The organism is Oscillibacter valericigenes (genome assembly GCF_021531435.1).
GTDB lineage: Bacteria > Bacillota > Clostridia > Oscillospirales > Oscillospiraceae > Oscillibacter > Oscillibacter valericigenes_B.
This window is the reverse complement of record NZ_JAFBIS010000016.1, coordinates 31,934-58,622: the sequence shown is the minus strand read 5'-3', so window position 1 is coordinate 58,622 and position 26,689 is coordinate 31,934. Positions and strand designations below refer to the sequence as shown.

27 protein-coding genes and 1 tRNA gene are annotated in these 26,689 nt (G+C 60.3%); 22 read left to right on the top strand and 6 right to left on the bottom strand.

Translation table 11 applies throughout. The annotated features are described in order from the left end of the window. Positions 1 to 599 (top strand): hypothetical protein (locus tag JQM68_RS09930; RefSeq protein WP_235222852.1); only part of this gene is annotated, 599 nt, incomplete at its 5' end. Positions 600 to 674: 75 nt separating this feature from the next. Here JQM68_RS09930 and JQM68_RS09925 read toward each other — a convergent pair. Next, a complete protein-coding gene (locus tag JQM68_RS09925) occupies positions 675 to 995 on the bottom strand; it encodes a helix-turn-helix domain-containing protein (RefSeq protein WP_235222851.1) in 321 nt (106 codons plus the stop codon). A 133-nt stretch (positions 996 to 1,128) separates the two neighbouring features. On the opposite strand from JQM68_RS09925, the gene JQM68_RS13955 reads away from it, so the two are divergent. From JQM68_RS13955 to nifU, 18 genes are all read left to right on the top strand, one after another. Further along, the gene (locus tag JQM68_RS13955) at positions 1,129 to 1,611 is read left to right on the top strand and encodes an SLOG family protein (protein WP_412758469.1); all 483 of its coding nucleotides are present in this window, start codon (positions 1,129 to 1,131) and stop codon (positions 1,609 to 1,611) included. A 137-nt stretch (positions 1,612 to 1,748) separates the two neighbouring features. Beyond that, a complete protein-coding gene (locus tag JQM68_RS09920) occupies positions 1,749 to 2,711 on the top strand; it encodes an SPFH domain-containing protein (protein ID WP_235222850.1) in 963 nt (320 codons plus the stop codon). A gap of 13 nt (positions 2,712 to 2,724) precedes the next feature. Next, entirely contained in the window at positions 2,725 to 3,558 is an 834-nt protein-coding gene (locus JQM68_RS09915) for a zinc ribbon domain-containing protein (protein WP_235222849.1), read from the top strand. Between the two features lie 373 nt (positions 3,559 to 3,931). Further along, on the top strand, positions 3,932 to 4,405 hold the full coding sequence (gene greA / locus JQM68_RS09910; protein WP_235222848.1) for a transcription elongation factor GreA: 474 nt from the start codon (positions 3,932 to 3,934) through the stop codon (positions 4,403 to 4,405). A gap of 12 nt (positions 4,406 to 4,417) precedes the next feature. Continuing rightward, a complete protein-coding gene (gene lysS / locus JQM68_RS09905; RefSeq protein WP_235222847.1) occupies positions 4,418 to 5,923 on the top strand; it encodes a lysine--tRNA ligase in 1,506 nt (501 codons plus the stop codon). Between the two features lie 72 nt (positions 5,924 to 5,995). After that, entirely contained in the window at positions 5,996 to 6,757 is a 762-nt protein-coding gene (locus tag JQM68_RS09900) for a TrmH family RNA methyltransferase (RefSeq protein ID WP_235222846.1), read from the top strand. A 17-nt stretch (positions 6,758 to 6,774) separates the two neighbouring features. Further along, a complete protein-coding gene (dprA, locus tag JQM68_RS09895) occupies positions 6,775 to 7,956 on the top strand; it encodes a DNA-processing protein DprA (protein WP_235222845.1) in 1,182 nt (393 codons plus the stop codon). A 46-nt stretch (positions 7,957 to 8,002) separates the two neighbouring features. Next, a complete protein-coding gene (topA, locus tag JQM68_RS09890) occupies positions 8,003 to 10,306 on the top strand; it encodes a type I DNA topoisomerase (protein WP_235222844.1) in 2,304 nt (767 codons plus the stop codon). 47 nt (positions 10,307 to 10,353) lie between these two features. Further along, the gene (gene trmFO, locus JQM68_RS09885) at positions 10,354 to 11,661 is read left to right on the top strand and encodes a methylenetetrahydrofolate--tRNA-(uracil(54)-C(5))-methyltransferase (FADH(2)-oxidizing) TrmFO (RefSeq protein ID WP_235222843.1); all 1,308 of its coding nucleotides are present in this window, start codon (positions 10,354 to 10,356) and stop codon (positions 11,659 to 11,661) included. Beyond that, the gene (plsX, locus tag JQM68_RS09880; protein ID WP_235222842.1) at positions 11,658 to 12,704 is read left to right on the top strand and encodes a phosphate acyltransferase PlsX; all 1,047 of its coding nucleotides are present in this window, start codon (positions 11,658 to 11,660) and stop codon (positions 12,702 to 12,704) included. Before trmFO ends, plsX begins: the two co-directional genes overlap by 4 nt. 85 nt (positions 12,705 to 12,789) lie before the next feature. Further along, on the top strand, positions 12,790 to 13,035 hold the full coding sequence (acpP, locus tag JQM68_RS09875; RefSeq protein ID WP_235222841.1) for an acyl carrier protein: 246 nt from the start codon (positions 12,790 to 12,792) through the stop codon (positions 13,033 to 13,035). 49 nt (positions 13,036 to 13,084) lie between these two features. Continuing rightward, entirely contained in the window at positions 13,085 to 13,768 is a 684-nt protein-coding gene (gene rnc, locus JQM68_RS09870) for a ribonuclease III (protein ID WP_235222840.1), read from the top strand. A 123-nt stretch (positions 13,769 to 13,891) separates the two neighbouring features. Next, entirely contained in the window at positions 13,892 to 14,734 is an 843-nt protein-coding gene (locus JQM68_RS09865; protein ID WP_235222839.1) for an undecaprenyl-diphosphate phosphatase, read from the top strand. A gap of 22 nt (positions 14,735 to 14,756) precedes the next feature. Then, the gene (locus JQM68_RS09860; RefSeq protein ID WP_235222838.1) at positions 14,757 to 17,345 is read left to right on the top strand and encodes an FtsK/SpoIIIE family DNA translocase; all 2,589 of its coding nucleotides are present in this window, start codon (positions 14,757 to 14,759) and stop codon (positions 17,343 to 17,345) included. 311 nt (positions 17,346 to 17,656) lie between these two features. Next, complete coding sequence (locus JQM68_RS09855; protein WP_235222837.1) at positions 17,657 to 18,859, top strand: pyridoxal phosphate-dependent aminotransferase; 1,203 nt, start codon at positions 17,657 to 17,659, stop codon at positions 18,857 to 18,859. A gap of 1 nt (position 18,860) precedes the next feature. After that, positions 18,861 to 19,142 (top strand): Dabb family protein, encoded by a 282-nt coding sequence (locus tag JQM68_RS09850; protein WP_235222836.1) that lies wholly within the window; start codon positions 18,861 to 18,863, stop codon positions 19,140 to 19,142. Between the two features lie 200 nt (positions 19,143 to 19,342). Beyond that, positions 19,343 to 20,530, top strand: a complete 1,188-nt coding sequence (gene nifS / locus JQM68_RS09845) for a cysteine desulfurase NifS (protein WP_235222835.1) — start codon at positions 19,343 to 19,345, stop codon at positions 20,528 to 20,530. A 16-nt stretch (positions 20,531 to 20,546) separates the two neighbouring features. Next, complete coding sequence (gene nifU, locus JQM68_RS09840; protein WP_235222834.1) at positions 20,547 to 20,993, top strand: Fe-S cluster assembly scaffold protein NifU; 447 nt, start codon at positions 20,547 to 20,549, stop codon at positions 20,991 to 20,993. Positions 20,994 to 21,042: 49 nt separating this feature from the next. Here the strand turns inward: nifU and JQM68_RS09835 are convergent, their stop codons facing one another. The 3 genes from JQM68_RS09835 to JQM68_RS09825 all read right to left on the bottom strand — a co-directional run bounded on the left by JQM68_RS09835 (position 21,043) and on the right by JQM68_RS09825 (position 23,736). Next, entirely contained in the window at positions 21,043 to 21,528 is a 486-nt protein-coding gene (locus JQM68_RS09835) for a hypothetical protein (RefSeq protein ID WP_235222833.1), read from the bottom strand. Positions 21,529 to 21,601: 73 nt separating this feature from the next. Continuing rightward, complete coding sequence (locus JQM68_RS09830) at positions 21,602 to 22,069, bottom strand: metallophosphoesterase (RefSeq protein WP_235222832.1); 468 nt, start codon at positions 22,067 to 22,069, stop codon at positions 21,602 to 21,604. Between the two features lie 248 nt (positions 22,070 to 22,317). Further along, a complete protein-coding gene (locus tag JQM68_RS09825; protein ID WP_235222831.1) occupies positions 22,318 to 23,736 on the bottom strand; it encodes an FAD-dependent oxidoreductase in 1,419 nt (472 codons plus the stop codon). A gap of 114 nt (positions 23,737 to 23,850) precedes the next feature. Here JQM68_RS09825 and JQM68_RS09820 point away from each other — a divergent pair, with 114 nt between their 5' ends. Then, a complete protein-coding gene (locus JQM68_RS09820; protein WP_235222830.1) occupies positions 23,851 to 24,144 on the top strand; it encodes a hypothetical protein in 294 nt (97 codons plus the stop codon). A gap of 27 nt (positions 24,145 to 24,171) precedes the next feature. Here the strand turns inward: JQM68_RS09820 and yfcE are convergent, their stop codons facing one another. Next, on the bottom strand, positions 24,172 to 24,714 hold the full coding sequence (gene yfcE, locus JQM68_RS09815; protein WP_235222829.1) for a phosphodiesterase: 543 nt from the start codon (positions 24,712 to 24,714) through the stop codon (positions 24,172 to 24,174). 135 nt (positions 24,715 to 24,849) lie between these two features. Here yfcE and JQM68_RS09810 point away from each other — a divergent pair, with 135 nt between their 5' ends. Next, positions 24,850 to 25,512 carry an acyltransferase gene (locus JQM68_RS09810; RefSeq protein ID WP_235222828.1) on the top strand — a complete coding sequence of 221 codons (663 nt, stop codon included), beginning with the start codon at positions 24,850 to 24,852 and terminating at the stop codon, positions 25,510 to 25,512. A gap of 377 nt (positions 25,513 to 25,889) precedes the next feature. Here the strand turns inward: JQM68_RS09810 and JQM68_RS09805 are convergent. Further along, a tRNA-Ser gene (locus JQM68_RS09805) sits at positions 25,890 to 25,978 on the bottom strand. Positions 25,979 to 26,072: 94 nt separating this feature from the next. On the opposite strand from JQM68_RS09805, the gene JQM68_RS09800 reads away from it, so the two are divergent. Further along, the gene (locus JQM68_RS09800; RefSeq protein WP_235222827.1) at positions 26,073 to 26,678 is read left to right on the top strand and encodes a gamma-glutamyl-gamma-aminobutyrate hydrolase family protein; all 606 of its coding nucleotides are present in this window, start codon (positions 26,073 to 26,075) and stop codon (positions 26,676 to 26,678) included. Positions 26,679 to 26,689 lie beyond the last annotated feature (11 nt).

Below are 26,689 nucleotides of genomic sequence, written 5' to 3'. Positions count from 1 at the left end.
ACGCATGGAGTATTGTCAGCTTCAATGGCGGTAATCGTTCCTCTCTCGCCTCCGAGAAGGTGAACTCCAACAAGCTGGGCCTCGCCCTCACTCCTGACGGCGGCACTCAGGTTGCTACATCCACCACGGGTAACCAGAACCTCACTCTGAAAGACGGCGAATGGGTCATTCCTGCTGGTGGAAACCTGCCTTTCGAGTGCGCTGGCATCGCCACGGCGGTCAGTGCATCTGCATCCAATGTGGAGGCAGCCAAGGTGGTATTCACGCTCGCTTGGAAAGCTGTCGAATATACGATATCCATGGATGAATTAACGGGACATTATGTTTCAACAAACTATAATGGGAATACTATAAATATCATAATCTCCCAGCAATGGTTTGAAGATTATGGAAGTGCGCATAATATGACGTCGGATGAATTGATTGAGGTTATGAAACAAGGAGGAACTTCATCAACTTTCAATGATGAGCCATTCGAAAACTTTGAAGAAAATTGGGATATGTTAACAATATCGTTCCGATATGCTGGTGATGGTACATATCGATTCGAAAATAATACATTAAACTTTTATTTTGATATAGAAGTAGCAATGGTGTGAATCTTTGCTGCTGTTAAATAGCAACAATCCCCCTATCCAGTCATTTTGACTCGGATAGGGGGGTGTTTTTATATATCAAATAGTCTCAATCAAGCAATCGAGGACGGTCTCAATTTTGTCCTGCTTATCCGCATCCAGCCCGTCGAGTTTCTGAGCCAAGGGTGACCAGCGGATAGGCGTATCGGCGGTGATGTAGGCAGCCAAGATAGAATCAGCACCAGTCTCAAGCGCATTGCAGATGTCGATGAGCGTAGGAAGTGCCGGAATCAGTAACCCCCGCTCGATGCGGGATACGGTGTTGGAGGTGATGCCGGATTTATCTGCGAGGTCTTCCTGCGTCATACCACGCTCTTTGCGGATGCGCTGGATAGCCTGCCCGCCTCGTTTGAAGTCCATGCTCATCACCATCCTGTCGTAATTTCTGATGGTATTATTGCCGAATTAGGCATGATAAGTCCACGACGTTATAGACATAATTAGGCTTATAGAGTATAATTATAGAAAATATGTGGGGGAGACGAGCATTATCATGTTGGATTTGAGACCGAGGACCTGTTGCTTCACGGGACATAGAATCATCCCAGATAAAGACCTCCCGAGAATTATGGACCGAGCCGAGCAAACTGTGCGGCAACTCATAGAGCAGGGTATCGTTTTCTTTGGGGTGGGTGGTGCCATCGGATATGATACCGAGGTCGCCAAGCTGTTGTTCCGACTCAGAGCGACGGATTACCCACAGATAAAGGTCATCCTCGTTTACCCCTTTGAGGGCTTCACAAGTCGCTGGAATGACAAGCAACGGGCTGAGTATGCCCGGTTACTCCCACAGTACGACAAGGCCGTCTGCGTGGCTCAGAGAGCCAGCAGAGAGGCATATCTTACGCGGGACAGGCACCTCGTAGACGGCTCTGCCTACTGCATCGCCTATTGTACCCGAGACAGCGGTGGGGCGGCATATACACTGCGGTATGCAAAGCAATATGGACTGGAAATTTACAACATGACAGGCTAAAGTGTTGCTTGCATCCTTTGGCGTCACTAAAGGCGGTTTTCTCTAATCATTTGTAATTTCCTGTCCATTGAAGAATTGACAAAATCAATCAGTAATGCAATAATTGAAAAAAATCCACATAAAATGGGGGGATAATCTTGGGCTTTGGTGATTTTGTAAAGAGCCAGTTCATTGATGTTATTGAATATGTTGACGAAAGCAGCAAACTTTTGGTTTACAAATGGGAACGATACAAAGACGAAATTAAGCAAGGTGCATCCTTGATTGTCCGTGAAGGTCAATGTGCTGTATTTGTACACAAGGGGCAGATTGCAGATGTCCTCTATCCCGGAAGCTATTCACTGGATACACACAATCTCCCCGTTCTTTCTTCGTTATCTGCACTGCCGCGACTGTTCAACTCTCCAATCAAATCAGACTTGTACTTTATAAACACTACTCAATTTCTGGATAATCGTTGGGGCACAAAAAACCCTATTATGATGCGAGACGATGATTTTGGAGTAGTCCGAATTACAGCATTTGGCACATATTCATTTAGAGTCACCGGAGCATATGCGTTTATGCGAGAAGTATTTGGCGCAAGAAAGCTAAATATGACATATGACATCATTAGTTACCTCAACTCGTTTGTAGGTGAAGCCATTGCAGAAGCAATTTCTGAATTAAAGATTCCTGTACTGGATATTGCTTCCGACTATCGAAAACTCGCAGCACTGATTAAGGAAAAAGTTCAGCTCAAGGCACAACCTCTTGGCATCGAAATCGTTGAGACAACGATTGAAAATATTAGTTTGCCTCCAGAGGTAGAAAAAATGATTGATGAACAGTCTGGCATAGGACTTGCTTCAAAGGATATGAGTACCTTTATGCAGTATCAAACAGCCAGAGCTATGCGTGACGCTTCAAAACAGCATGGAGGTCTGGCAGGACTTGGCGCTGGGATGGCATTGGGAAATCAGGTTGCAAAGGCTGTTAATGACGTAGTACCAGAAGTAAGCCCGACCGAAAAATTGAGGGAATACAAGAAACTTTTGGATGAAGAAATCATTACCCAAGAGGAGTTTGATTCTCTTAAAAAGAAATTGCTAAAGATTTGAGGAGGAAGATTAGATGGTTACAAAATGTGATTCATGCGGTGCTCCTGTTGAAAACGGACGTTGCACATATTGTGGAAAGATGTTCACTGACCACAATGCGGTGCCTTCTCAGCAAGCGGCACCTTCCGAAGAGAAGGTAAGCTATTCTGAACCAAAGCTGGATAAAAAGGCACTGAAAAAAATGACAAAGTGCAAGTCCTGCGGTTCAATGATTGCAAAATCTGCAAAAGTATGTCCTTCTTGCGGGGCAAAGAACAAGAAACCGTTTTATAAAAAATGGTGGTTCTGGCTTTTAGTCATACTTATCATTGGCGGATTGGGTGGACAATCCAATTCCGATAAGGACAAAACCCCTTCCACCGTGGATTCAACTATCGAAGAAAGTGCATCTGTTAACGCAAATAACACAAATAACGCAAATACTGAAAGTACGGATATAACCGAAACTCCGTCCCAAGATACCGATTCTTCTACCCAATCTGATGAACCTGTGGAATCTGCACCCGCAGGCAATAGCACAGGATTGACTGCGGAAGAAAGATACCAGAGCATTTTGGATGAATATTCCGAAAAGTTGAAGGCTGCAACCCCCGGGTTGATTGAAGAATACAAGGCAGAAGAAGCGAATAACACATCCGGCCTTGAAGGCTTAGCCCAGCTTTCCAACGAAAAAATTGAAGAACTTGCTGCAATCGCCAATGATGGTGTCGCTGAAATGGCTAAGGTCATGTATAAAACAGGTAGCGGTAGCTATGACGAGTACGAAGAATGGGCAAGCAAATTGTATGACGTCTACATGGACGAGGCATCCAAAATTACAGATGCCTATATGGATTCAGCAATGTAATATAGTTGACTCCAAATTAGTCTCTCAATACTAACCTAATAAAAGCTCTCACCACTTTCAAAAGCTGGTGAGAGCTTTTCATCTGCTTATTTATAAAAACAACTACCCCACATTAAACTTGGAAGAAGTTACTCCTCGAAAATGGGCCGTTTATCGAGCAAACCCACATAAACCTTGGAAGAAGTTACTGCCAAGGAAAGAGCGATTTTCAAAATAACCCACATCAGATTTGGAATAGCCTTGGCGGAGGGCGGGCTTGACATTCTGAAAATCAACCTCTATAATATTACGCTATGATAATATAGAATAAGTATGTGCGGCGGAGAGTCTCCGGATTTTTCCCGCGCAAGATAGCAGAAAGGAAACGACCGATATGGAAAAAGAATACAAAATGAGCGCTGCCCGTGCCCAGGAGCTGCAGGAAGAACTGAACTACCTCAAGACCACCCGCAGCGATGAGGTGGCTGAGCAGATCAAGGTGGCCCGGGGCTTCGGCGACCTGAGCGAAAACAGCGAGTATGACGAGGCCAAGAACGAGCAGGGCAAGCTGTATTCCCGTATTGCCGAGCTGGAGGAGATCCTGCAGCACGTGGTCATCGTGGACGAGAGCACCGGCGCTACCAACGAGGTGACCATCGGCTGCACCGTCACGGTGGCTGACGCCAGCGGCAAGACCATGCCCGCCTATAAGATCGTGGGCTCCCAGGAGGCCGATCCCATGCACGGCATCATTTCCGAGGAATCCCCCTTCGGCAAGGCGCTGCTGGGCGCCAAGGAGGGCGACACCGTCACTGTGGAGGCTCCCCGGGGCGCCATCACTTACACGGTGCAGAAGATCGAACGCTAAGGAGAAGCTGACATGTCTGAACAGAAGAACAACCAGCAGGCCCAGCCGGAGCAGGACCTGAACCAGCAGCGCAAGGTCCGCCGGGAGAAGCTGGCCGCTCTGCAGGAGGCGGGACAGGACCCCTTCCAGCAGACCCGCTTTGACTGGGACGCCACTTCCCAGCAGATCAAGGACAATTTCGACGCCATGGAAGGGAAGCCCGTCAAGGTGGCGGGCCGCCTGATGAGCAAGCGCGGCATGGGCAAGGTCAGCTTCTGCGACCTCCAGGACCGGGATGGCCGTATTCAGCTCTACGCCCGTCAGGACGAGATGGACGAGGCCGTTTACAAGGCGTTTAAGAAATACGACATCGGCGACATCGTGGGCGTGGACGGCGAGGTCTTCCGCACCCAGCGGGGCGAGATGAGCGTCCGGGCCAAGAATATCACCCTGCTGAGCAAATCCCTGCTGCCCCTGCCGGAGAAGTTCCACGGCCTCCAGGACAAGGAGCTGCGGTTCCGCCAGCGGTATGTGGACCTGATGGTGAACCCCGAGGTGAAGCGGAACTTCGTCATCCGCGCCCAGTTCATCAAGTTCATGCGGGAGTACCTGGACAACATGGGCTATATCGAGGTGGAGACCCCGGTGCTGAACACCATCGCCGGCGGCGCCGCCGCCCGGCCCTTCGTCACCCACCACAACACCCTGGACATCGACATGTACATGCGCATCGCCACGGAGCTGCCTCTGAAGCGGCTCATCGTGGGCGGCATGGACCGGGTGTATGAGATCGGCCGTATCTTCCGCAATGAGGGCATGGACCCCAAGCATAACCCCGAGTTCACCAGCGTGGAGCTGTACCAGGCCTACACCGACTTCCACGGCATGATGGACATTGCCGAGGGCATCATCTCCGGCGCCGCCCAGAAGATCCTGGGCACCTACGAGGTGGAGTGGCAGGGCGAGAAGATCGATCTGGCCCCCGGTTGGCCCCGGCTTACCATGATCGACGCGGTCAAGCAGTATGTGGGCATCGATTTCGGCGCCATCACCGATGACGCCGAGGCTGTCGCCGCGGCCAAGGCCCACGGCGTGGAGCTGGCGGACGCCGCCGAAAAGACCTGGGGCAACGCCCTGTATGCCTGCTTTGACCAGAAGGTGGAGGAGCAGTTGGTGCAGCCCACCTTTATCACCATGTACCCCGTGGAGGTCAGCCCCCTGACCAAGCGCAGCCCCGCCGACCCCCGGCTCACCGAGCGGTTTGAGTTCTTTATCTGCCGCAGTGAGATGGGCAATGCCTACTCCGAGCTGAACGACCCCATCGACCAGCGGCGCCGCTTTGAAAAGCAGGCGGAGCAGCGGGAGCGTGGCGACGACGAGACGGAGATGCTGGATGAGGATTTCCTGAACGCCCTGGAGTACGGCATGCCTCCCACGGGCGGCATGGGTATCGGCATCGACCGCTGCGTCATGCTGCTGACCGGCGCCGACACCATCCGGGAAGTCATCCTCTTCCCCACGATGAAGCCCCTGGATTAACGAATTTCTGCCTGCGGATGGAGTCATCGTCCCGTCCGCAGGCCGTTTTCAACACGAAAGGAGGGACCTGCCATGGAGACCATCACCAGCCGGAGCAATCCCCTGTGCACCCACCTGCGGAAGCTGGCCTCCGACCGGGCTTACCGCCGCAGGAGCGGCGAGTTCCTCTGCGACAGCCCTAAGCTACTGGAGGAGGCCCTCCTCCACGGCGGAGACCTGCGCACTGTGGTATGCACAGAAGACGCGGCCCTGCCGCCTATCCCGGCGGGGGTGCGGCTGGTGACCGTGCCGGCGGACGTGATGAAGTCCGTCTCCCCGGCCCAGACGCCCCAGGGCGTGCTGGCGGTGTGCGCCATGCGTCCCACGGCCCTGCCGGAGACGCTGCCCGGAAAGCGGTACGTGGTGCTGGACGGCGTCCAGGACCCCGGCAACGTGGGCACCATCCTCCGGACGGCAGATGCCTTCCGGGCCGACGGGCTGTTCCTGGTGAACGCCTGCGCCGACCTCTACAATCCTAAGACCGTCCGGGCCACCATGGGCGCGGTGTTCCGCTGCCCGGTGTGGAACTGTGACATCCCGGACCTGCGGCATCTGCTGACGGCCAGCGGCCTGCCCCTCTACGGCGCCGCCCTCCGGGCGGACACCGTGGACGCCCGCACCCTGGATTACAGCCGGTGCGCCATCGCCATCGGCAGCGAGGGGAAGGGCCTTTCTCAGGAATTGCTGGCGGTCTGTGACCAGACCGCCCTCATCCCCATGAGCGACCACTGCGAATCCCTGAACGCGGCTATGGCGGCCACCGTGCTGCTGTGGGAGGCCGCGCGGAACGACTGATAAAGGGGGAAACGCCCATGTCGGCATTGAAATACTGGGTATGGCTGTCGGAGTGCCGGGGCGTGTCCAATCAGACCCGGCTGGCGCTGCTGCGTCATTTCGGCAGCCCCGAGGACGTGTTTTACGCCGACGCCGGGGAAATTCTGCTGACAGAAGGCATCACCCGGGAGCAGGTCAAGGCCCTGGAGGACCACAATCTGGACAAGGCCGACAAGATTTTGGCGGACTGCCAGCGGCTGAGCCTGCGCATCCTGACGATTCAGGACGCGGAATATCCCGGCAGGCTCCAGAATATCTACGACCCGCCCTGCCTGCTGTACGTGAAGGGCCGCCTCCCCGCCATCGACGAGGAGGCGGCGGTGGCCGTGGTCGGCACCCGGGACTGCACACCTTACGGCGTCGCCTGCGCGGAAAAGCTGGGCTACGGCCTGGCCAACGGCGGCGCCGTGGTGGTCAGCGGCCTGGCCAAGGGCATCGACGCGGCGGCCAGCCGGGGCGCCCTCCGGGCAGGCGGCGTCACCGTGGGCGTGGTGGGCAACGGACTGGATGTCCATTATCCCTATGAGAGCCGCTACCTGTACGAGGACATCGCCGCGGCAGGGGTGCTGCTCTCCGAGTATCCGCCGGGCACCGAGCCGGCGAAAAACCATTTTCCCGCCAGAAACCGCATCCTCTCCGGGCTGTCCCTCGCCGCGCTGGTGGTAGAGGCCCCGGAGCGCAGCGGCGCCCTCATCACCGCCGAGACAGCGCTGGAGCAGGGCAGGGACGTGTTTGCCGTCCCCGGGCCCATCGACGCGCCCAACAGCGTAGGCTGCAACCGTCTCATCCGGGACGGCGCCGGGCTGGTGTCCGACGCCTGGGACATCCTGCGGGAGTACGCGGGGCGGTTCCCGGAGAAACTGAAGCAGGACGGGGCGAAAGAGCAGCCCGCCGCTTTGGGCTATCAGGCCCGGCAGAAGGCGGAGCCGAAGCCCGTGCCCCCGTCCCTGGATGTGCACAAAAGCAGCCTGACAGACGACCAGCTCAACCTGCTGCGGGCGCTGGATGCGGAGGAACCGGCTCTGGTGGACGACCTGATCGAGCAGACCGGCATCCCCACCCGGCGGGTGCTGTCAGCGCTGACCCTGTTGGAAATTGAACAGTTGGTGACACAGCACAGCGGGAAACGCTATACCCGCGCTGTGACGCTTTGTGAATAAATGGCATGAAAGAACGTGCGCCCCGCTGGGGCGCCTGGAGGTAAGTATGGCAAATCACAGCCTGGTCATCGTGGAGTCTCCCGCGAAGGCAAAGACCATCGGCAAGTACCTGGGCAAGGATTTTACCGTGAAGGCCTGCATGGGCCATCTGCGGGACCTGCCCAAAAGCACCCTGGGCGTGGATGTGGAGAAGGATTTTGAGCCCATCTACAAGCCCATCAAGGGCAAAGAGGACATCATCAGCGACCTGAAAAAATCCGCCAAGGCTGCGGATACGGTCTACCTCGCAACCGACCCGGACCGGGAGGGCGAGGCCATTTCCTGGCATTTGAAGCAGCTTTTGAACCTGCCGGATGAAAAGACGAAGCGGGTCACTTTTAACGAAATCACGAAGAAAGTGGTGCAGGAGAGCATCCGGGAGCCCCGGGACATTGACCAGAACCTGGTGGACGCTCAGCAGGCCCGCCGCATCCTGGACCGTCTGGTGGGCTATGAGTTGAGCCCCTTGCTGTGGAAGAAGATCCGCCGGGGCCTCTCCGCCGGCCGTGTCCAGTCCGTGGCAACCCGCATGGTGGACGACCGGGAGCGGGAGATCGAGGCGTTCCAGCCCGAGGAATACTGGAGCCTGGACGCGAATCTCCTGGGCAGCGATGTGAAAAAAATTCCCTTTGCCGCCCATTACCACGGCAAAAACGGCAAGAAGGCCGAGCTGAAAAGCGAGGCGGAGGTGGACGCTGTCATCCGTGAGACGGAAAACGGCGTGTTCACCGTCAGGAGCGTGAAGCGGACCGACAAGCAGCGCAGTCCCTCCCCGCCCTTCACAACCTCCACCCTGCAGCAGGAGGCGTCGAGAAAGCTCTCCATGACGCCCCGCCGCACCATGGCCATCGCCCAGCAGCTCTATGAGGGCGTGGACATCGAAGGCGAGGGCACCGTGGGCCTTATCACCTATATGCGTACCGACTCCCTCCGCATTTCCGAGGAGGCCATCGCCTCCGCCAAGGAGTTCATTCTGGGTCGTTACGGCGCGGCCTACTATCCGCCCCAGGCCCACCGCTACAAGGCCAAGGCGGGCGCCCAGGACGCCCATGAAGCCATCCGCCCCAGCAACGTGAACTGGACACCGGAAGACCTGCGCAAGAACCTGACCGGCGAGCAGTACCGCCTGTACCGGCTGATCTGGAGCCGCTTTGTGGCCTGCCAGATGTCCAATGCGGTCTATGACAGCGTGGCGGTGGAGATCGAGGCCAGCGGCCACAGCTTCCGCGCCAGCTCCTCCAGCCTGAAATTCTCCGGCTATACCGCCGTGTACGAGGAGGGCAAGGACGACGAAAAGGAGGAGAAGGAATCTCCCCTGCCCGCCCTCCAGGAGGGCGAGACCCTGGCCCTGAAGGATTTTACCAAGGACCAGCACTTCACCCAGCCCCCCGCCCACTATACCGACGCCACCCTCATCCGCGCCATGGAGGAGCAGGGCATCGGACGGCCCTCCACCTACGCGCCCACCGTGTCCACCATCATCGACCGGGAGTATGTCATCAAGGAGGGCAAATACCTGCGCATCACCAACCTGGGCCGGGTGGTGACGGAGCTGATGAAGGACAAATTCAGCGACATCGCCGACACGAAGTTCACCGCCCACATGGAAAAAGAGCTGGACTCCGTGGAGGAGGGCACCACGCCCTGGAAGGGCGTCCTGCGGGACTTCTACGGCGACTTTGAGGAGCACCTGAAAAAGGCCGAGCAGGACCTGGAGGGCGTGCGCATCAAGGTGCCCGACGAGGTATCCGAAGAAGTTTGCCCCGAGTGCGGGCGGAACCTGGTGGTGAAGTCCGGCCGGTTCGGTCGCTTCCTGGCCTGCCCCGGCTACCCGGACTGCAGCTTCACTATGCCCCTGGTGGTGGAGATGCCGGGCCGCTGCCCCAAGTGCGGCGGACGGCTGATGAAGCGCACCGGCACCAGCAAAAAGACCAACAAGCAGTACACCTATTACTGCTGCGAGCACCTGAACAGCCGGGACGAGAGCCAAAAGTGCGACTTTATGACCTGGGACGTGCCCGTGAAGGACGACTGCCCGGTCTGCGGCCATACCATGTTCAAGAAAGCCGGTAAGGGTTTCAAGAAGCCTTTCTGCATCAACGAGGCCTGTTCCAATTTCCTCCCCGAGGAGAAGCGGGGCTATCCCAAGCCCGCGGCCAAGGCGGAGGGGGAGTCCCCTGCGGAGGAGACCGAAGAAAAGAAGCCTGCCGCCAAGAAGACAGCCGCCAAAAAGACCGCGGCGAAAAAGCCGGCAGCCAAGAAAACGGCAGCAAAAAAGACTGCCGCGAAAAAGACCGCCGAAAAGGCGTAAAGGGTGCGCCGCCTCCGGGCGGCCATCCCCCACAAAGGAGAATCCCTATGAATGTGACCGTCATCGGCGCGGGCCTGGCCGGCAGCGAATGCGCCTGGCAGCTGGCCCAGCGGGGCATCAGCGTGACGCTCCGGGAGATGAAGCCGGAGAAAAAGACCCCCGCCCACGTGACCAATGATTTCGCGGAGCTGTGCTGCTCCAACTCCCTGCGCTCCGACCAGCTGGAAAACGCGGTGGGCTTGCTGAAAGAAGAGCTTCGCCGCCTGGACAGCCTGATCTTGTCCTGCGCCGACGCTACCCGGGTGGAGGCCGGCGGCGCCCTGGCGGTGGACCGCCACGGCTTTGCCGCCCTGGTGACGGAGAAGATCAAAAACCACCCGAATATCACCGTCGTCCCCGGCGAGGTCACCGACATCCCCGAGGGCGAGGTGGTCATCGCCTCCGGCCCCCTGACCTCCGACGCCCTGGCGGAGCGCCTCCAGACCCTGCTGGGGGCGGACAGCGACCTCCACTTTTACGACGCGGCGGCGCCCCTGGTGTCCGCCGAGAGCGTGGACATGGACAAGGCCTGGTTCGGCTCCCGGTACGACAAGGGCACGGCGGACTACGTGAACTGCCCCATGGACGAGGAGGAGTACGACGCCTTCTGGCGGGAGTTGACTACCGCCCAGGAGGCGGAGGTCCACGGATTTGAGGACAAAATGGTGTTCGAGGGCTGCATGCCCGTGGAGGTCATGGCCCGCCGGGGCCACGACACCCTGTGCTACGGCCCCCTGAAACCCCGTGGCCTGAAGGACCCCCGGACGGGGAAGGAGCCCTACGCCGTGGTGCAGCTCCGGCGGGATAACGCCGACGGTACGGTGTATAACCTGGTGGGCTTCCAGACCCATCTGCGGTTCCCGGAGCAGCGGCGGGTATTCTCCATGATCCCCGCCCTCCACGACGCGGAGTTCCTGCGCTACGGCGTCATGCACCGCAACACCTTCCTGAATTCCCCCCGCCTGCTGGACCGCTATTACCGGCTGAAAGCCCAGCCCCGCATTTCCTTTGCCGGGCAGATGACCGGCGTGGAGGGGTACGTGGAATCCGCCGCCAGCGGGTTCCTGGTGGGCGTGGAGACCGCCCGGCGGCTCCGGGGCAAGCCCCCCATTGATTTCCCGCAGGAGACCGCCATCGGCGCTCTGGGACTGTATGTCTCCAACCAGTCCGTGACGGTGTTCCAGCCCATGAACATCAACTTCGGCATCATCCCGCCCCTCGACCACCGGGTCAAGGGCAAGCGGAACAAGAACGCCGAGCTTTCCCAGCGGTCCCTTGCCATCATCGACCAGATCAAGGAGGAGGTCCTCGCATGAAGATCATCGTAGACGCCATGGGCGGCGACAACGCTCCTCAGGCAATCGTTCAAGGCGCCCTGGACGCCCATAAGAAGCACGGCGTGGACATCCTCCTGGTAGGCCGCGCGGCGGACGTTCTGCGGGCTGTGGAGGCCTGCGGCGAGAAGACGCTGCCAGCCGGTGTGGAGCTGAAAGACGCCAGCGAAGTAGTGGAGATCGCCGACGATCCTGCCACCGCCTTCAAAATGAAAAAGGACTCCTCCCTGACGGTGGGCCTGAACCTGCTGAAAGCGGGGGAGGGCGACGCCTTTGTCTCCGCCGGGTCCACCGGCGCGCTGCTGTCCGGCGCGACGCTGCTGGTCAAGCGCATCCGGGGCATCCGCCGTGCCGCCATGGGCCCCGTCATCCCCACCTTCGGCGGACGGGCCGTTCTGTGTGACTGCGGCGCCAACGCGGAGTGCACACCGGAGTATCTGCTCCAGTTCGCGTACCTCGGCAACTACTACGCCAAGCGGGTCCTGGGGGTGGAAAAGCCCCGGGTGGCCCTGCTGAACATCGGCGCGGAGGAGGAGAAGGGCGACACCCTGCGCCATGAGACCTATGCGCTGCTCCAGGCCGCGTCGGAGGCGGGCCGCCTTCGCTTCACCGGCAACATTGAGGCCAGCGACGTGATGATGGGCGGCGCGGACGTGGTGGTGGCCGACGGCTTCACCGGCAACGTGATGCTCAAGAGCCTGGAGGGTACCGGCAAATTCCTGCTGAAGGAACTGAAAAAAATGTTCCTGTCCAGTACGAAGACGAAGCTGGCCGCCGCCCTGGTGAAGAGCGACATGGCGGACATGAAGAAGCTGCTGGACCCCAGCGAGATCGGCGGCACGCCCTTCCTGGGCATCTCCAAGCCCGTCATCAAGGCCCACGGCTCCTCTGACGCCCGGGCCATCTGCAACGCGGTCCTGCGGGCCAAGGAATACGCGGAAAGCGGCTTCATCGCGGACATTGAGGCCAACATCGACGTTATGAAGCTGGAACGGACTCTGGAACGGACTGCTGAAAAAATATAAGAAGCACTTGACAGCGACGCGGCAGTTGCCGTATGATTGCCTCAACACAACATATAGGGATCATCCCGTAAGGAGTGTAACAGAAATGTCGATTGAAGAAATTTTCCAAACAATGCGTGAGCTGGTAGCCGAGCAGTTTGCCATGGAACCCTCCGAGGTGACCATGGATACCTCTTTTGAGGAGGATCTGGGCGCTGATTCCGTGGACCTGGTGGAACTGGTCATGGCTATGGAAGAGGAGTTTGAAGTGGGCGAGATCCAGGAGGAAGACCTGGGCAAGCTCAAGACCGTGGGCGACGCGGTGAACTATATCGCCGGAAAGCAGAAGTAAAGGAAACGCCCCGCTGTCTGAGCGGGGTTTCCTTTTGGAGGGGAACGCAATGCAGGAACTGGAGAAAAAACTGAATTACACGTTCCGGGACCCGGCCCTGCTGTCCGAGGCCCTGAGCCACAGCTCCTACGCCAACGAGCACCGTGCCGCCGGGCTGAACAGCAACGAGCGGCTGGAGTTTCTGGGCGACTCCGTGCTGGGCTTTGTGACGGCGGAATTTCTGTTCGTCCAGCACCCCGACCTGCCGGAGGGGGATCTGACCCGCATCCGGGCGGCCCTTGTGTGTGAGCAGAGCCTGTACGAGGTGGCGCGGAAGCTGGACCTGGGCAGCTACTTGAAGCTGGGCCGGGGCGAGGAGGCAGGAGGCGGCCGCAAGCGCACCTCCATCCTGGCGGACGCCACGGAGGCGGTGTTTGCCGCCGTGTATCTGGACGGCGGCATCGGCGCTGCCTCGGCCCTCATCCACCGGCTGCTGCTGGACGCGGAGAAGGAGGAGGCGGTGGAGGAACGCCGCCGGGACTACAAGACGGCCCTCCAGGAGCTGGTTCAGCGACAGGCGGGTCAGGAGCTCAGCTACCGCATGGCGGGCGAGCAGGGTCCGGACCACGCCAAAACGTTCTCGGCGGAGGTGCTGCTGAACGGCGCGGTGGTGGGCAGCGGCTCCGGCCACAGCAAAAAAGAGGCTGAACAGGCCGCCGCCAGAGCGGCGCTGGCCGCGCTGGGCGAAACATGACGAAACCACGGGGAACGCTGTGCGTTCCCCGTTTTCTATTTCAATGTTGACATAAATATGACTGGAATTTTTCGGCCTGCCATGCTATACTGTTTTTGTATGTAGATTTGAACCGTAAGGAGCGTGAGCATTTTGTCACTGCTGTCATCCATCCTCCTGGGCCTGATCCAGGGCGTGGCGGAATTCCTGCCCATTTCCAGCTCCGGCCACCTGGCCATCGCGGAGCACCTGCTGGACATGTCCGGAGCCTCCGACATCCCGGAGTTCTTCGACGTGCTTCTGCACCTGGGCACGCTGCTGGCTGTGTTCGCCGCCTACTGGAGCGACATCCGGGACATGGTCCTGGAGTTTTTCCGGGGCGTCAGTGATTTGGTCCACCGCACCACGCCCACGCCCGTGCCGCCCGCCCGGCGGCTGATCCTGCTCATCATCGTGGGCACGCTGCCGCTGCTCATCGTTCTGCCGGTGAAGGATCTGGTGGAGGGCCTGGCCGACAATATGTATTTCGTGGCGGGGGCCCTCATCGTCACGGGCTTCCTGCTGTTTGCCAGCGACCGGGTGAAAAAGGGCCGCAAGACGGAAAAGACGGCGACCATCCTGGATGTGCTGCTGGTGGGCGTTGGCCAGGCCATTGCCACCTGCCCCGGCATCTCCCGCTCCGGCACCACCATCACTGCCGGGTGCTTCGTGGGCTTTGAGCGGAAATTCGCCGTCCGGTTCTCCTTCCTGCTGTCCATCCCCGCCGTGCTGGGCGCCAACATTCTCAGCCTGAAGGACGCCGTTGAAGCCGGCATCAATTGGGGCGATGTTCCCGTATACCTGGTGGGCGTGGCGGTATCCGCCCTGGTGGGCTACGCCTGCATCCGCCTGCTGAAAATGATCGCCGACAAGGGCAAATTTGGCTTTTTTGCCTATTATTGCTGGATCGTGGGTACGATCACCCTGGTCCTGACCATCATTCAGTAATTTCCATCGGGAGGTACATACCGTGGCTTCCACGACACAAAAGAAATCCACAAAAACATCCGCCGCGAAAAAGAGCGGCTCCAGCCGCTCCAAAAAGCAGCCGGCCCAGCCGCAGAAGCGCCCCATCCGCCGGGAGGTGTGGGGCGTTGTCCTGCTGGTGCTGGCCCTGTGCACCGTCGTCAGCTACTTCCGGGTCAGCGCTATTTTCCTGGACTGGTTTGCCGCGCTTTTAAAGGGCCTGTTCGGTTACGGCTACTGGCTAGCCGCCCCGTCCCTGCTGCTGGCCTCCCTGATTCTGCTGTTCCACCGCGGCCGCCCCGTGCGGCTGCGGACAGCCTGCGCCCTGCTGCTGCCGGTATTATTCGGCACACTGGGGCATATCCTGTGCTGTAAGGAGGTCTTTGAGTCCTCCCTGGGGGTCGTGCCGAAGCTCTGGACCAGCGGCAATGCCCTGGCCTCCGGCGGCGTCATTTCCGGCACGCTGGCCATTGGCTCTTCGGCGGTCTTTTCTCCCCTGGTCTCCATGATCGTGTTTATCGTGCTGTTCGTGGTGCTGCTGATGGCGGCCCTGCGGCTGACGGTGGGCGCCATCCTGGAGAAGCACCGGGAGCGTCCCCAGTACGAGGAGGAGCCGGAGGAACCCCACATCCGCATGGTGCCGCTGGAGACGCCCAAGCGCCGGACGGAGGAGCGGCCCAAGCCTCAGATCGACTTCCCCCTGGACGACGAGCCCGCCGTCAAACCGGCGGAGAAAACGCCTGCGAAAGAATCCGAAAAGGCCCCGGAGAAGGAGGGGCGGTTTACCAGCTTCTTCCGCCATAAGTCAGACCAGCAGAAGACGCCCGCGCAGGTGCTGAACGAGAAGCCCGAAAAAACGCCCGCCATTCCCAAGGGCGGCGAGCCGGCTGCTTCCGCCGCACCCGCGCCCGCACCTGCCCCCACGCCTGCTCCCACGCCCGCGCCAGCTCCCGTTCCCCTGGCGGAGGAGCCGGTGTCCTCCAGAAAGGAGAAGGCCAACACCGCGAAAGAGGTGGCGGCCCAGACCGCCGCAGTCACGGCGGAAATTGAGGAGAAGCTGGCGGCGGAGGAGGATGTTTACCAGTTCCCGCCCATTACGCTCCTGCGGGCCAGCCGGGGTGAGAATTTCACCGAGGCCGGCGCTGAGCTGCGGAACAACTCCCGCCGCCTGGCGGAGACCCTCACCAGCTTCGGCGTGGATGCCACCCCCGGCGACGTGGTCCACGGTCCCTCCGTCACCCGGTACGAGTTCGTGCTGGATCAGGGTGTGAAGCTCAGCAAGATCACGAACCTGGCGGACGACATTGCCTTGGCGCTGGGCGCCACCGGCGTCCGCATCGCTCCCATCCCCGACAAAATTTCCGTGGTGGGCATCGAGGTGCCCAACAAGCATGTCACCCCCGTCCTCATCCGGGACGTCATCGAGTCCCGGGACTTCACCGAGCACAAGTCCAAGACGGCCTTTGCCCTGGGCCGGGACATCGCCGGCAGGAACGTCATCGGCGACATTGAAAAGCTGCCCCACGTTCTCATTGCCGGCACCACCGGCTCCGGTAAGTCCGTCTGCACCAACTCCCTCATTATCTCCCTGCTGTATAAATCCACCCCCGACGAGGTCCGCTTCATCATGGTGGACCCGAAGATGGTGGAGCTGGCTCCCTACAACGGCATCCCCCACCTGCTCATCCCGGTGGTGACGGACCCGAAAAAGGCCGCCGGCGCCCTCCAGTGGGCGGTGTTCGAGATGATGAAGCGGTACAAGACCTTCTCGGAAAACGGCGTCAAGAAGCTGGAGGAGTTCAACCGTCTGGCCCGGGCCACCGAGGGCATGGAGACCCTGCCCAGCGTGGTAGTGGTCATCGACGAGCTGGCCGATCTGATGCTGGTGGCGGCGAAAGAGGTGGAGGAATCCATCTGCCGCGTGGCCCAGATGGGCCGTGCCGCCGGCGTCCACCTGGTCATCGCCACCCAGCGGCCCTCCGCGGACGTCATCACCGGCTTGATGAAGGCCAACATCCCCAGCCGCATTGCCTTCGCGGTGGCCTCCTCCCTGGAGTCCCGCATCATTCTGGACAACACCGGCGCGGAAAAGCTGGTGGGCAAGGGCGACATGCTCTACGCCCCCCTGGGCGCCGGAAAGCCCACCCGTGTCCAGGGCTGCTTTATCTCCCCGGAGGAGATCGAGCAGGTGGTGGAGTTCGTCAAGCAGTCCGGCGAGGCCCACTATTCCGACGAGGTCATCGCTAAGATCGAGGAGTCCGTCCAGGAGAAGGAAAAGGGCGGCGCCAAGGGTGCTGCTGCCCCCTCTGAGCCTGCCGAGGACGAGGGCGACGAGCTGCTGCCCGCCGCCGTGGAGGTGGTGCTGGAGACCGGCCAGGCCTCCGTCTCCATGCTCCAACGCCGCTTGAAACTAGGGTACTCCCGTGCCGCCCGGCTGGTGGACCAGATGGAGGAGCGGGGCATCGTCGGCCCCTTCGAGGGCTCCAAGCCCCGGCAGCTCCTCATCACCCGCGCCCAGTGGCAGGAGATGCAGATGGGCGGCGTGCCGGAGGGCGGCGATGAAGAACCGCCGTTTTCGGATGAAGGGGTATGAAATTTCGTACTGCCGGGCTTGACAAAAATTTTGAAACCGCTATAATGGTGCATACTATAAAGCGATGATGAAGCCAGCTTCCTGAAACCGGCTCACAGTGAGAGGGAAACAGTGCAAACCCTCAGCCCACGCCGGGAAGCAGCCACTTCGGAGCGTCCGTGAGGAGCGGAACGATCCATCCCCGTTACCGGATGACGTGAGATGTCCCCAAAGCGGAGGACAGATCAGGGTGGTACCGCGGATACATATTCGCCCCTGACAGGTGTCAGGGGCGTTTTTATTTGAATCATTGTCTCAAGGAGGCTTTCCATATGAAATTTTCCCGTAAAATCGAGGCCTGCAGCCTCTCTCCCATTCGCAAATTCCATCCCTATGTGGTGGCGGCGGAGGCAAAGGGCCGGAAGGTCCTGCATTTGAATATCGGCCAGCCGGACATCGAGACGCCCCGGGCGTTCTTTGATGCCATTCAGAGCTTTGGAGAATCTGTTCTGGCGTATGCCCCCTCTCCCGGTGTCGGGAGCTATGTGGAGGCTGTCCGGGATTATTACACGGGTATGGGCTACCCCATCTCCTGTGACGATATTCTGGCCACCTACGGCGGCAGCGAGGCCCTCCAGATCATCTTCTCCTGCATCCTGGATGAGGGGGACGAGGTGCTGGTGGCCGAGCCCTATTACCCCAATTACGACACCTTTGTCCGTGTCACCGGCGCCGCGATCCGGCCCATCCCCACCTCTCCCGAGGAGGGCTACCGCTTCGCCAGCCGGGAAAAGATCGAACCCCTCATCAACGAGCATACCCGGGCCATCCTGATGACCAACCCGGGCAACCCTACCGGCGTGGTCCTGCGGCCGGAGGAGCGGCGGCTCATGGCGGATATTGCCAAAGAGCATGACCTGTTCCTGGTCAGCGACGAGGTCTACCGGGAGCTGGTCTACGGCGGCGAGAAGCCGTCCTCCATGCTGGAGTACACCGACGCGGCGGAAAACGTCATCGTGGTGGATTCCGTGTCCAAGCGGTTCTCCGCCACCGGCTCCCGGGTGGGCGTGGTGGTCTCCCGCAACAAGGAGCTGATGGCCCACGCCATGAAGATCTGCCAGGGCCGCCTGTGCGCCGCCACCCTGGACCAGGTGGGCGCCGCCGCCCTGTACCGCTCCATGACCCCGGCCTATTACGAGGACCTGCGGGCGGAGTACCAGCGCCGCCGTGACGCCGTGGTGGAGGGCCTCAGCAAGATCCCCGGTGTGCAGTTCAACTCCCCGGAGGGCGCCTTCTATCTGATGGTCACGTTGCCGGTGGACGACGCGGAAAAGCTCCAGTATTTCCTGCTGGAGGAGTTCGAGGACCACGGCGAGACCGTCATGTACGCCCCCGGCGAGGGCTTCTACGCCACCCCCGGCAAGGGCCGCAATGAAATTCGCATCGCCTATGTGACCAACCCCGCGGAGCTGCGCCGCTCCGTGGAGCTGCTGGGCCTGGGCATCGCGGCGTACAACGCCAGACGGGAGGGTTGAGATGATCCGCCATATCGTCATGTGGAAATTCCGCCCCGGCACGGAGGCGGAGCAGAAGCAGTTTCTGGACGGCCTGCGCTCCCTCCAGGGCGTCATCCCCCAGCTGTTGAAGTCCGAGGTGGCGGTAAACGTGGGGGAGGGGAACTACGACGCCGTCCTGGTCAGCGAGTTCGAGAGCCTGGAGGCTCTGGATACATACAAAAACGACCCCCGCCACAAGGCGGTCTCCGCCCTGTGTAAATCCATCCGGACCGACCGGGTGGCCGTGGATTACGAGTTTTAACAAAAACACGCCGCACTTTTGCGGCGTGTTTTTTCAGCTTGCAGGGGGAGTACGAGGGGGCGGCAGTCCCCTCGTGTGAAATCGAATGTTTATAAAACGCCTGCTGATGCAGGCGTTTTATAAATATATCCTACTTGACAAATGGGAAATAATATGGTATCTCTATATCATAGTAAAAAGATAGGAAATGGAGGAATACCATGAACGTCTATGCGGACAACGCGGCCACCACCGCTGTCAGCGATGCGGCCCTGGCCGCGATGATGCCCTGTTTTCAGGAGATCTACGGCAACCCTTCCAGTCTGCACACCCCCGGTCAGCGGGCGGCGGAGAAACTGGCGGCGGCCCGTGAGACCTTTGCCAAGTATTTGAACGCCGACCCCCGGGAGATCACCTTCACCTCCGGCGGCAGCGAGGCCGATAACCAGGCCCTCCGCTCCGCCGCCCTCCTGGGCGCCCGGAAAGGGAAGAAGCACATCATCTCCACCAAGTTCGAGCACCACGCCATTCTCCACACCCTCCAGGCGCTGGAGAAGGAGGGCTATGAGGTCACCCTGCTGGACATCCCGCCTGACGGCGTGGTGACGGCGGAGCAGGTGAAGGATGCCATCCGGCCGGACACCTGCCTGGTGTCGGTGATGTTCGCCAACAATGAGATCGGCACCATCCAGCCCATCCCGGAGATCGGCGCGGTGTGCCATGAGGCGGGCGTCCTGTTCCATACCGACGCCGTCCAGGCGGCGGGCCACCTGCCCATCGACGTGCAGGCTATGCACATCGACATGCTGTCCCTCTCCGCCCACAAGTTCCACGGGCCCAAGGGCGTAGGCGTGCTGTACGCCCGCCGGGGCATCGCCCTGACCAACGTCATCCACGGCGGCGCCCAGGAGCGGGGCAAGCGGGCCGGTACGGAGAACATCCCCGGCATCTGCGGCGCGGCGGCGGCCTTTGAGGAAGCCTGCGCCAATATGGAGAAAAACGCCGCGCACCTGATCCCGCTGCGGGATAAGCTGATCGCGGGCCTGACCGCCATTCCCCATACGGTGCTGAACGGTGACGCCAAGCGCCGACTGCCCGGCAACGTCAATGTCTGCTTCGAGGGCATCGAGGGCGAATCCCTGCTGCTGCTCCTGGACGCCAAGGGCATCGCGGCGTCCTCCGGCAGCGCCTGCACCTCCGGCTCCCTGGACCCCAGCCATGTGCTGCTGGCCCTGGGCCGGCCCCATGAGGTGGCCCACGGCTCCCTGCGGCTGAGCTTCAGCGAGTACAACACGGAGGCGGAGATCGACTATATCTTACAAGAAGTACCCGAAGTGGTGTCCTATCTGCGGAATATTTCTCCGGTCTGGGACGAGCTGGAAAAGGGCCAGCGTCCCCATCTGATTTGAAAGGAGTCATGAAAGCATGGCATTGTACAGTGATAAAGTGATGGATCATTTCCAGCATCCCCGGAACGTGGGCAAGATGGATGACGCCGACGGTATCGGCGAGGTGGGCAACGCCAAGTGCGGCGACATCATGCGCATGTATATCAAGGTGGACCACGACACCCAGACCATCACCGATGTGAAGTTCAACACCTTTGGCTGCGGCAGCGCCATCGCCACTAGTTCCATGGCCACGGAGCTCATTAAGGGCAAGCCCATCAGCGAGGCCCTGACCCTCAGCAATAAGGCGGTGGTGGAGGCGCTGGACGGCCTGCCCGCCCATAAGATCCACTGCTCCGTTCTGGCGGAGGAGGCCGTGCGGGCCGCCGTCCGGGACTATTATGACAAGAACAACATCCCTTACGGCGATGAGCTGCGGGAGTGTGACGGCCACTGCGACACCTGTCACCAGGAGCACGAATAAGGCAAAAAAATCCCGGAACATTTCGTTCCGGGATTTTTGATTGGGCTTATTACAGTTCCCCGCCGCCGTTTTCCGGCTGTGCTTCTTCGGGTCCGGGCTGCTCCGCCGGGGCCTCGATCTGCTCCGCCGCCGTCTCAGCCGGCGCCTGGGGAGCCTTCGGGACAAAGGGATAGCAGTCCGCATAGGCTTCATCGAAGTTTTTCTGATTCTGCTCGTTGTTGGGCGTCATCCGCTGGAGGCAGCAGAGAAAGGCCACGATCATGCCGAACAGATAGCCCACCGTGGGGGCGGTGGATGTAAAGTGGATGACCACGGCGCTGATGACCCCCACCAGAAGCGCGACCATGATGATCACCATCACGATGCGCCGGTAAGCCTTGCCCAGGTCAAATGCCGGATTTTCCCGGCGGCGGCGTTTGGCCAGGGGGATGGAGGAGAACAGGGCGACCAACGCCTGAACGCCCACGCAGGCCATGACGATAAAGCCTCCGGCGGCAGCACCGAAGAAATAGGGAGCTTTTGAAAGAATATCCATAAATACCTCCTTATCCGCTGGATATAAAACCGAATCTATTATAAACGCTTTTTTTCCATTTGGCAAGAGACCCTTATTCCAGGGCTGCGGTCCGGCCATCCAACCGTCCCCGGTCAATGGTCACCACGCCGTAAGTGGGGCGGCGGTAGTCCCCGATGCTGCCGGGATTCAGGAACAGCGTTTTGCCCCGCATGTCCACCAGGGGCTTGTGGGTATGGCCGAACAGGAAGCAGTCCAGGTTCTGCTCCTCCGCCGCATAGCCGGCGCTGATCAGCGACTGCTTTACGCCGTAGGTGTGGCCGTGGCAGATGAGGACCCGCTTGTCCTCAAGAAACAGCAGCCGTTCCGCCGGTTCCTCCGGGCGGCAGTCGCAGTTGCCCGGCACCTGATAAAACTCGATTTCAGGGCAGGCGTCGCGGAGCCGTTCGCCGTCCCGCCAGCAATCCCCCAGGTGGAGGATCATCCGGGGAGACTCCCGTTCCACCGCCTGCAGCATATTGGAAAGATTTCCGTGAGAATCCGAAAGGACAAGGATCTTCATAATGTTCTCCTTTCTGTAATACACGCAGTATACGCCATTTTCCGCCGGGATGCAATGGGGGCCGAACAGGAAGAAATACGGTGAAAACACTTGACAATTTCGACTCCGTCTGCTAAACTCGATTCATAGGTTAGTTAATACTAACTAATGGCGATCGGAAAGCCATAAACTACCTCTTTTTCATACTCCTTATGGAGATCCCCGCGGTCAGGCAGCCGCGGGGATCTTCACGCCTATGGCAGGTCGGTCTAGGCGGGCCCGGTCAGCAGGCGGCCGTAGATGTCGAACCGGGAGCCGTGGCAGGGGCAGTCCCAGCTTTTCTCGTCAGGGTTCCACTCCAGCTGGCAGCCCATGTGGGGGCATTTGGGGACGACGGTGTGGAGCTCGCCCTTTTCATCCCGGTAGACGCCTAATTTTTCGCCGTCCACCTCCGCCACGCCGCCGTGCCCCGGTGGGATGTGGCCGGCGGAGATGCGTCCCGGCTCCAGAAACCGCTTGCTCAGGCCCTTGATGGAGCAGGCGGCGTCCTCCGCTAGCTGGTGGGTGGAAGCGCCCGCCTTGAAGCGGTGAGGGGCGAACACGGCGCTGTCCGCCGGAGGCGTCTGCCCCAGGGCCATGGCGCTCAGAATCTCCGCCGCCACCACCGAGGAGCTCATGCCCCATTTCTGGAATCCGGTGGCCACCAGCCAGTCCGGGCGGCTGTCGGCGTACTGTCCGATATAAGGCACGCCGTCCATGGGCATACAGTCCTGGGCGGACCAGGCGGCGGCCTCCCGGCACTGGGGCCAGTACCGCCGGGCCGTCTGCCGGAGCATTTCGTACTGTCCGCCCTCCCGGTTGTCTCCCGTGCGGTGGGCGCCGCCGCCTAAAAGCAGGTAGTTTCCCCAGGAGCGGAAGGACAGCCCGTTTTCCTCCACGCCCAGGTAGCAGTTCTTCATAAACTTTGCCCCTTCCAGGGCCAGCACGTAGCTGCGCTCCTGGTGCTGCCGGGCGAAGAAGTATCCCGGCACGTTCAGAAAGGGATAGTGGCAGGTGAAAATGACCGTTTCGGCGGTGATGCTGCCGCCATCGACCATGACCCGGCCCTCCTCCACATCCAGCACCCGGCTGTGCTCGTAGATGGTCAGGCCGTCCGCCAGGGCCGCCAGCAGCTTCAGGGGATGGAACCAGGCCTGGTCCCGCAGGCCCAGGGCCAGGGCGGAGAAGGGCAGCTCCGTGTCGTGGGTCAGGTAGACGTCCATTCCCAGCGCCCGGCAGACGTCATATTCCTGCTCCAGCGGCCCCGGCGCCCCGGCGGTGTACAGAAAGCTGTCGCAGTCCTCGAAATCGCAGTCGATGTCCCACTCCCGCACCAGTCGCCGCAGCCGCTCCACGGCGGCGAGGTTGGCCCGGGCGTATTGTCCCGCCGCCTCGGGGCCAAAGTCCTCCGTGAGCTGCTGGTATTTCAGGCCGTGCTGGGCCGTCAGCTTGGCGGTGGTGCCGGCGGTCTGGCCGCCGCCGACGCGGTCCGCCTCGATGACCGACACCTCGGCCCCGGCCCGCCGTAGGAAGCTGGCGGTGAGCAGTCCCGCCAGCCCGCCGCCGATGACCGCCACATCCGCCTCATAGTCGCCGTCCAGCATGGGAAATTCCGGCAGGGCGGCTGTTTTTGTCCAGATAGAGTCCATGTTTCCGCCTCCTTTGTACTGGCGGTAGTATGCCCTGTCCGCGGGAAAAGCAGTCGGCGGTTTGACAGCGGCCCCGGGATTTGGTATCATGGCTCTGGAAAGTGAGGAACGGCGATGAGCGGTCATTTTGATTTTTTGAATATGAACTTTTTCACGAAGGCGTCGGTATATCCCGGCAGCATCGGCACATTCCGCTACCGCTTCCAGCGCACCGGCTGGATGGAGGACGGCAGCATCCAGGTCTGGGTGTATGAGAATACCAGCTTCGAGCTGGCCCAGGACGTGGAGACAGAGACCTTCCCCTGGACGGAGGAGGGCGTGGAGCAAATTCGCGCCTGGCTGGAGCAGAAGCTGGCGGAGCGGGGCACGGAGCCCTACCGCATTCCCTACCCACCGAAAAAGAAATAAAAAACCGCCCGAAAGGGCGGTTTTCGTTTAATTAAGCGGTTCAAACGCCTCTCCCGTCACCAAATCGTGCCAGGTGAACACGCCGTCCTCCAGCGTCATGTAGCTGTGGGGGGTGCCCTCCTTGGGCAGGGACAGGGAGCCGGGGTTCAGATAGGTGAAAGTGCCGCAGTCCCGACGCACCGGCAGATGGGTGTGGCCGCAGAGCAGGAAATCGCCCTGCTTCAGGGGCGGGGGAGCGTCCGGCCCGTGGAGATGGCCATGGGTGGCAAAGATGGTCTTCCTGCCGGCGTACAGCAGGACGGAATCCGCCAGCATGGGGAAGCGGAGCACCATTTGGTCCACCTCGGAGTCGCAGTTGCCCCGGACACAGAACAGTTGGTCGGCCGCGCCGTTGAGCATGGCGGTGACGGCCATGGTGTCGTATTCCTCCGGCAGAGGGTTCCGGGGGCCGTGGTACAGCAGGTCACCCAGCAGCACCAGCCGCTCGGCCTCCTCCCGCCGGAAGGCGTCCAGCAGCAAGCGGCAGTAGTGGGCGGAGCCGTGGAGGTCGGATGCGATGAGCAGTTTCATGGGGAATTCTCCTTTGAAAATCGATTCCCCATCATTGTAGCGTTTCAGCCGGGAAAAAGCAACGCAAAATCTTGCAACTGCTGCAGAGGTGGTATATAATGCGGACTTGAAATCACAAAACAGGAGTGAACCGCTATGAAACTGACAGTTTCTGAACTGCTGGACCTGTCCCACACCCTGGCGGGGGACTATCTGGCGCAATTTGAATATCCCTGGCAGGCCCTGGACGGCATCAAGGACTTCATCCTGGCCCTAGGTCCCACCCTGCCTGCCGGCGAGTATGACCAGCCCGCTCCCAACGTCTGGGTGCATAAGACCGCCAAGGTGTTTCCCTCTGCCTATCTGGGCGCACCCTGCATCATCGGGCCGGAGACGGAGGTCCGCCACTGCGCCTTCATCCGGGGCAGCGCTCTGGTGGGGGCGAACTGCGTGGTGGGCAACTCTGTGGAGCTGAAGAACGTCATCCTCTTCGACAATGTCCAGACGCCCCATTATAACTATGTGGGCGACTCCATCCTGGGCTATAAGAGCCACATGGGTGCCGGCTCCATCACCTCCAACGTGAAGTCCGACAAGACCCTGGTGGTGGTAAAGAACGGCGTGGAGCGCATCGAGACGGGACGGAAGAAGTTCGGCGCCATCCTGGGCGACCATGTGGAGGTGGGCTGCAACAGCGTGCTGAACCCCGGCACGGTCATCGGCCGGAACACCAGCGTCTATCCCACCTCCTCCGTCCGGGGCGCTATCCCGGCAGACAGCATCTTTAAGGCACAAAATGACATCGTTACCCGCAAGTAAAACGGTTAAGCGCCAAAAGAAGGAGACAGGCTCTGCCTGTCTCCTTCTTTTGGCAAGAGGTTCTATTCCGGATATTTTCGTTTCCCAACCCGAACCGGAATCCAGCGAAGCACCCGCAAGGGGTACGCCGCATCCGTAAGGCGGCAAAGCCGCCAACGGCTGCGCAGCGAATCCGGTTCGGAAGCGAGGAGCAGCAGAATGAGCGCACGATGAGTTGGCAAGAGGCTCCAATTTGGATATTTTCGTTTCCCGACCCGAATCGAAGCCCAGCGCAGCGGGTTCGATTCGGAAAGGAGGAGTAAGGGAGCGGGCGGATGACGTTCTTTTGTTCCGCAGGAATAAAAGAACGTCGGAGCAAAGCGGACTTTGCTCCGACGTGGCGCAGCGGGTGGGATTCGAACCCACGTGCCCTTGCGGACAACTTGATTTCGAGTCAAGCTCGTTACGACCACTTCGATACCGCTGCGTATCGGTGTCTAACGGCCATTATGCCATATTTCGGCCAAGCTTGCAAGAGTAAACCGCTCTGCGGCGGCATAAAATACCGTGGAGGGATGCGTATGGCAACGGTATACATCTGGGGCGAGGCGACACGGTACGAAAATTACCGGCGGGCGGTGGAGGCCGCCGGGGGAACGGTGCGCTTCGGCGGAACGCCGGAGGGCTGTGACGCCCTGCTGCTGCCCGGCGGCGGGGATATGGAGCCCTGGCGGTACGGCCAGAGCAACACGGCCTCCCGGGGGCTGGAGCCGGAGCGGGACACAGCGGAGCTGATGCTGCTGGAGCGGTTCACCGCCGCCGGGAAGCCGGTGCTGGGCATCTGCCGGGGCATCCAGGTCATCAATGTGTTTTTCGGCGGAACGCTGTGCCAGGACCTGCCGGGCCACAGCGCCGTGGACGGCCATGACAGCTTTCACACGGTCCGCACGGCCCGCTCGCCGCTGCTGGCGGTCTGCGGCCCCCTCTGCCGGGTGAACAGCGCCCACCACCAGGCGGCAGACGCTCCGGGCCGGGGCCTGCGGGCCGTCCAGTGGGCGGAGGACGGCGCGGTCGAGGCAGTGTGCCACGACTGCCTTCCTGTCTGGGGCGTCCAGTGGCACCCGGAACGGCTGCCGGGAGAGCTGGGCGGAAGGCTTCTGCGGGCATTTCTGGCCCTCTGCTTCTGAGGATTTTCGCA